The sequence below is a fragment of the Streptomyces sp. CO7 genome, assembly GCF_053474865.1.
Genome location: NZ_JBRIOU010000004.1, coordinates 85,526 through 90,749 on the forward strand (window position 1 = coordinate 85,526; position 5,224 = coordinate 90,749).

The window sequence follows — 5,224 nt, forward strand, 5'->3', positions numbered from 1 at the left end:
ACACCGCCCTGGACCGCAACAGCGACGCCATCGCCTACGCGATGTGGGAGCTGTCGCGGTAGCCGCGCGCGGCGGGTGAGCCCGGGCCGGTCGGCCGGCCCGGGCGCACGTCGGCCGACCCGGTCGCGCGTCAGCCGACCTGGGCGCGCGCGGCGCGCTCGGTGAGGCGGCCCATGCGGGTGCGGGCCGCCTCCAGCTCCTCGGCGTCCTCGGCGGCCGGACCGTCCTCGGCGGCGAGTTCGTCCCACAGGTCCACCTGGTCCCGCCCGAGTTCCAGTCCGCGGGCCGGATCGCGCACCGCGCGCCAGGCGGTGGCCGCGCTCTGCACGTTGCCGTAGGCGGCCTCCGCGTCGCCCGCCCCGCCGTCCTTCGACCCGGAGGCGTACTGGGCCGAGCTGGCGTCGGGCCTGGCCGCCGGGGACCGCCCTGCGGAGGGTCCCGCGCAGGTCCGTCATTCCACGGGCAAGGGGGGCAACGTCACCTTCGTCTGGGAGACCGGTGACGGGCGCGTCTGCTGGGCCATGCAGCAGAGCCCGGGCGCGATCACGGCCTGCCTCAGCGACCCGTTGCCCATCGGCAGCAGGCCCCGCGTCCAGGAGCTCTACCAGACCGGGGGCGTCTACGGCGACTTCATCCTCTTTCTGGCCGATCGCGAGAAGGTCACCTCACTGTCCTGCGGGACCCGCGACCTGGCCTTCGGCGAGGGAGAGACCCTGTCGGACGGCCGCCGCACCGTGTACGCCGTGCACGTGCCCGACTCGCAGCCCGACACCCCGGAGGGGGACGTCTCAGGAAGGGTGACCGTCGAGGTCGAGCGGAGTTCGGGGCCGGCGACGGAGTACCTGCACCTGGGGGACCGGGACGACGCGTCGGCGGAGCGGTTCGAGCAGAGCACCACGTGCGACTGACCGTCGGCCTCGCCCCTCTCGGGCAGATGAGCTGACCGTGTGACAAGACGGCGGGGCTGCGGGGCCGGACGGGTGAGACACGGAGCCCCAGGGCCCCGGCCTCGCACGGCCGCCGCCCGGTTCTACCTAGCGTGCCCAGTGACCGATCGGGGCTGCCTTCGTTCCCCCGTACGGGGGACAAGGCAGCAATCGCACGCGATCTGAACCGAGGTGACGCCCGTGGAGGCCCCGCCGGACAACGACGTGCTCTGGGCCAGAGCCCTGCACTTCACGCATCGCGACCGCACGCCCGGGCTGAACGGCGTATCGCTGGGCGTCCGGGACGGCGAGATCCTCGCCGTGGGAGGCCCGCGCGGCAGCGGCAAGACGACTCTGCTGCGCTGCCTGTCGGGCATGCTGTCGCCCACCAAGGGGGAGGTCTGGTTCAACAGCACCCCCGTGCACACCATGGGCCCGCTGAGCCGCGAACGGCTGCGCCGGGAGCGGTTCGCCTGGGTCGACCCGGAGCCCGGACTCGTCCCCGAGCTGAACGTCTGGGAGAACGCCGCCCTCCCCTTGATGCTGCGCGGCATGGGCCGCCGCAAGGCCAGGGAGCGCGCCGTCGACTGGCTGGAGCGCCTGGACGTCGGGGCGTTCGCCCGCAAGAACCCCCTGGAGCTCAACCAGGCGCAGCGTCAGCGGGTGGCCATCGCCCGCGCCCTCGCCCCCTCCCCCACCGTGCTGTTCGCCGACGAGCCGACCGCGCCGCTGCACCGCGCCGACCGGGTGCACGTCCTGCGCACCCTGATGACCGCGGCCCGCTCGCACGACATCACCGTCGTCCTGGCCACCGGCGACCTCGAGGCGGCCGCCCTGGCCGACCGCGTCGTCCACCTCCTCGACGGACGCCGTGTCAGCAACGCGCAGCTGCCCCCGGCTGCCGGCACGGAGGGGCGCGCCTCGTGCTCGCTCTCCGTCTAGGCCGCCGTTCCGGCGCCGCCGTCCAGCTCCGCCGGCTGATGGTCGCGGCGGCGTCCGGCGGCACCGGGTTCCTGCTGCTGTCCTCCCTCGCCCATGCCCTGGCCCATCCGGAGGCCCCGGGCGACGCCTCCGTCCGGCTGGCCTGGTGCGCCGCGCCGCTGGCCGCCACCGTGTACCTGGCGGTGGCCGTGGCCCGCACCGACCCGGGGACCCGGCCGCGACCGGGGCTGTCGGCCATCGGTCTGGGGCCGGGCCGCCTGATGGCCGTCTCCGTGGTGACGACGGCGCTGAGCTGCCTGCTCGGCTCGGCGCTGGGGCTGCTGTTCTTCCTGCACCTGCGCGGCGACCTCACCGGCCTGCCGTTCGACGGCCAGGCGGCCGCCCTCCTCTCGGCCGGCGCCCCGCTCCCGCTGCCGGCCACGCTCACGCTGCTCGCCCTGGTCCCGCTGATCGCGTCCGTGGCGACCGCGTCGGCGCTGCGGCCGCGGGAGGCGGGCGGGCTGCGCGCCGCGGCCCGCCGCCGGATGCCCGACGCCCGGCGGGGTAAGCCGCCAGCTGCCTCGTCCCACTCCGGGTCCCCGGCCGCCTCGACGGCGTCGCCGTCCCCGGCGTCGGTGCTCGACGGCGAGGCCGCTGCCACGGGCGGCGTCACGGCGGTCGCCGTGGCCGCGGACCAGGACGACGACGCACCGGCCCTCGCTCCGGTGGCCGACGTACCGGCTCCGCTGACCGCCACTCCCGACGGGCTGCCCTGGGGCGTGGCGATCCTGGTGGCCGGCCTCGGCGTCGCCACCTACGCCAACCGCACCGGTGTCGCCCTCTCCCCCGACCTGGCCACGGTGCCCGGAGGCCTGCTGGCCGGCTGGGCGCTGGCCGCGCTGGGCCTGGCACTGATCGGTCCCGGCCTCACCCACCTGTGCGGACGGCTGCTGCAGGCCGCCCGCCCGGGCGCGGTCCGCCTCCTCGCGGGGCGGGTGCTGATGGCCGAGGCCTCCCGGGTGGGGCGTCCGCTGGGCGTGGTCGCGGCGGTCGCCGCCCTGGCCTACGCGCTGACCTTGCGCTACGGCCTCGGCGGCGCGGTCCTCGGCCCGCTGGGGGCACTGGGCGCGGTGCTGGTGGCGGGCTGCACGACGGCGACCCTGGCCACGGCCGCGATCGAGGTCCGTCAGATCCGGGCGGACACCATGCTCGCGCTGCTGAGGGTGGGCGCCCCGGCCACCACGCTGCGGGCCTGTGCCGCGCTGCGCGCGGGCGTCCTGCTCGCCGTCTTCGGTCCGCTCACCGTGGCGGTGGCCGAACTGGCCTCGCTCACTCCGGGGAGCTGACCCGGCAGCGGAACCGATCCCCCGGAAACGGAACCGCCAGAAACGGATCCCGTCGGAAATGGATCAGGAAGGGCGCCGAACTCCCGATGAGATCGGCGCCCTTCCACGGTCTCCCCTACAACCGCACACCGTGTCGAGGAAGGCGTTCCCATGTACCAGCAGATGATCTTCGTGAACCTGCCCGTCGGAGACATCGAGGCGTCGAAGGAGTTCTTCTCCCAGCTCGGCTACTCCATCAACCCGCAGTTCTCCGACGAGACGACCGCCTCCGTGGTCGTCGCCGACAGCATCGTCGTGATGCTGCTGGCGCACGAGAAGTACCAGCAGTTCACCGACAAGGAGATCGCCGACGCCAGGAAGACCAGCGAGGTGATGATCGCCCTGAGCGCGGAGAGCCGCGGGAAGGTCGACGAGCTGGTGGAGCGGGCGCTCTCGCTGGGCGCCACCGAGCCGCGCGCCCCGCAGGACCTGGGTTTCATGTACGGCCGGGCCTTCGACGACCTGGACGGTCACACCTTCGAGGTCGTCTGGATGGACCCGGCGGCCGTCGAGGGCTGAGCCGTCCGGCGCCTGCCCTGAGCGGTCAGTCCCACTGCGTGCGGGACAGCCAGAGGTCCAGCAGCGCGCGGTCGCCGAGCACCTCGAGCGACCCGGCGTCGGGCGCCGTCCGCCGCTGGAAGGCCAGCATCACCTCGGTCAGCGGTCCGCGCAGCGCCACGTCGGCCCTGCCGTGCCGCCGGTTCCACCGGACGCCCTCGTCGGCGAGCTCGACCAGCCACTCGGCGTCGAGCCCGGCGGGGGCGTCGGTGGCGTGCAGGTGGAGGGTGCGGCCGCCGAGGCGCAGGGCGACGCCGTCCTCGTCGTCCGGGTTCCGCTGGGCGAACCGGACGATCCCCAGCCACTCCTCGATGGTGTCGGCGGCCACCTCGGGCGCCACCTCGTAGGGCTGCCTGGCGGCGAAGGCGGCGTCGGCCCGGTGGACGGCCAGTTCGTTGCTCATCCGGCGGGCCCAGAACCCGGCCGTCCGCTCCTCGTACCAGGACCAGACCGGCGTGCCCGGGGCCGCACCGGACAGCGCCTCGGTCAGCAGCCGCCCGGACTCCGCCAGCCACGCGTCCAGCGCGGCCGCGTCGCCGCGCGCCCCGGGCCCGTCGAACCCGGGGACCTCCTCGTCGGGAAGGTCCGCGGTGGCCCTCCGGGCGACCAGCAGCGCGGCCCACCGCAGCGCCCCGCCGACGTGCCGGACCAGGTCCTCCAGCGTCCAGTCCGGGCAGGTCGGCACCGCGGCGGCCAGGTCCGCGCCCGAGACCACCACCGACCTCAACTGCTCCACCTGGCGGGCGGCGTTCGCGATGTGGTCCTCGTACGAGAGAGTGATCATCCCCGCACCCTAGGCTCCACGGCTCAGCCGAGCACCACGGTTTCGCGGGTGTCGAAGGAGACCGCGACCCTCTCCCCCTGCGCGGGGGCGTCCCGCAGCGGGCACACCGCCTCCAGTTCCGGCGCGTCCCCGTCCGGGCGCAGCCGCAGCGCGACCTGCGCGCCCTGGAAGGTGCGGCCGGTCACCGTGTACCCGGGCTCCGCGCCCACCTGCGTCACCAGGACGCCCAACGGACGCACCAGCACGGTCCGTTCGCCCTGGGCGGAGCCCTCCGGGACGGGCACCCGGCCCCAGGGAGTCTCGGCGACCGTCCCGGAGACGCTCGCCCCGGTGACGTTCTCGAAGCCGAGGAAGCGGGCCACGAAGGCGTCCGCGGGGCGCTGCCAGACCTCCAGCGGCGTGCCGGACTGGGCGACGCGCCCGTCCCGCATCACCACGACCCGGTCGGCGAGCGCGAAGGCCTCGCCCTGGTCGTGCGTGACGGCCAGCACGGTCGTGCCCAGCCGGCCGAAGAGCTCGCGGAGTTCGACCACCAGGCGCTCACGCAGGGTGCGGTCGAGCTGGCCCAGCGGCTCGTCGAGCATCAGCAGCCGAGGGCTGGGAGCCAGTGCGCGGGCGAGGGCGACGCGCTGCTGCTCGCCGCCGGAGAG

Annotated in this window: 6 protein-coding genes and 1 pseudogene; 4 read left to right on the forward strand and 3 right to left on the reverse strand. The window is 75.1% G+C overall.

The features are described from left to right. Window positions 1–130: 130 nt before the first annotated feature. Window positions 131–358, reverse strand: a pseudogene (locus ACOV8S_RS13050) (tetratricopeptide repeat protein); the annotation flags it as partial. A 163-nt stretch (window positions 359–521) separates the two neighbouring features. Here ACOV8S_RS13050 and ACOV8S_RS13055 point away from each other — a divergent pair. The 4 genes from ACOV8S_RS13055 (at window position 522) to ACOV8S_RS13070 (ending at window position 3,751) form a co-directional block, all read left to right on the forward strand. After that, on the forward strand, window positions 522–908 hold the full coding sequence (locus tag ACOV8S_RS13055) for a hypothetical protein (RefSeq protein ID WP_448317996.1): 387 nt from the start codon (window positions 522–524) through the stop codon (window positions 906–908). A 219-nt stretch (window positions 909–1,127) separates the two neighbouring features. Next, window positions 1,128–1,868 carry an ABC transporter ATP-binding protein gene (locus tag ACOV8S_RS13060; RefSeq protein ID WP_448317997.1) on the forward strand — a complete coding sequence of 247 codons (741 nt, stop codon included), beginning with the start codon at window positions 1,128–1,130 and terminating at the stop codon, window positions 1,866–1,868. Then, window positions 1,850–3,193, forward strand: a complete 1,344-nt coding sequence (locus ACOV8S_RS13065; RefSeq protein ID WP_448317998.1) for a hypothetical protein — start codon at window positions 1,850–1,852, stop codon at window positions 3,191–3,193. Before ACOV8S_RS13060 ends, ACOV8S_RS13065 begins: the two co-directional genes overlap by 19 nt. A gap of 150 nt (window positions 3,194–3,343) precedes the next feature. Then, the gene (locus tag ACOV8S_RS13070) at window positions 3,344–3,751 is read left to right on the forward strand and encodes a VOC family protein (RefSeq protein WP_448317999.1); all 408 of its coding nucleotides are present in this window, start codon (window positions 3,344–3,346) and stop codon (window positions 3,749–3,751) included. A 25-nt stretch (window positions 3,752–3,776) separates the two neighbouring features. Here ACOV8S_RS13070 and ACOV8S_RS13075 read toward each other — a convergent pair whose 3' ends face one another. After that, the gene (locus ACOV8S_RS13075) at window positions 3,777–4,574 is read right to left on the reverse strand and encodes a maleylpyruvate isomerase family mycothiol-dependent enzyme (protein ID WP_448318001.1); all 798 of its coding nucleotides are present in this window, start codon (window positions 4,572–4,574) and stop codon (window positions 3,777–3,779) included. A 23-nt stretch (window positions 4,575–4,597) separates the two neighbouring features. After that, the coding region (locus ACOV8S_RS13080) for an ABC transporter ATP-binding protein (RefSeq protein ID WP_448318002.1) at window positions 4,598–5,224 on the reverse strand (627 nt) is incomplete at its 5' end.

Bases quoted from the DNA above. Each gene is read 5' to 3' on its own strand.
- ACOV8S_RS13055 (WP_448317996.1), top strand. From the start codon at position 522: ATGCAGCAGAGCCCGGGCGCGATCACGGCCTGCCTCAGCGACCCGTTG.
- ACOV8S_RS13070 (WP_448317999.1), top strand. From the start codon at position 3,344: ATGTACCAGCAGATGATCTTCGTGAACCTGCCCGTCGGAGACATCGAG.
- ACOV8S_RS13075 (WP_448318001.1), bottom strand. From the start codon at position 4,574: ATGATCACTCTCTCGTACGAGGACCACATCGCGAACGCCGCCCGCCAG.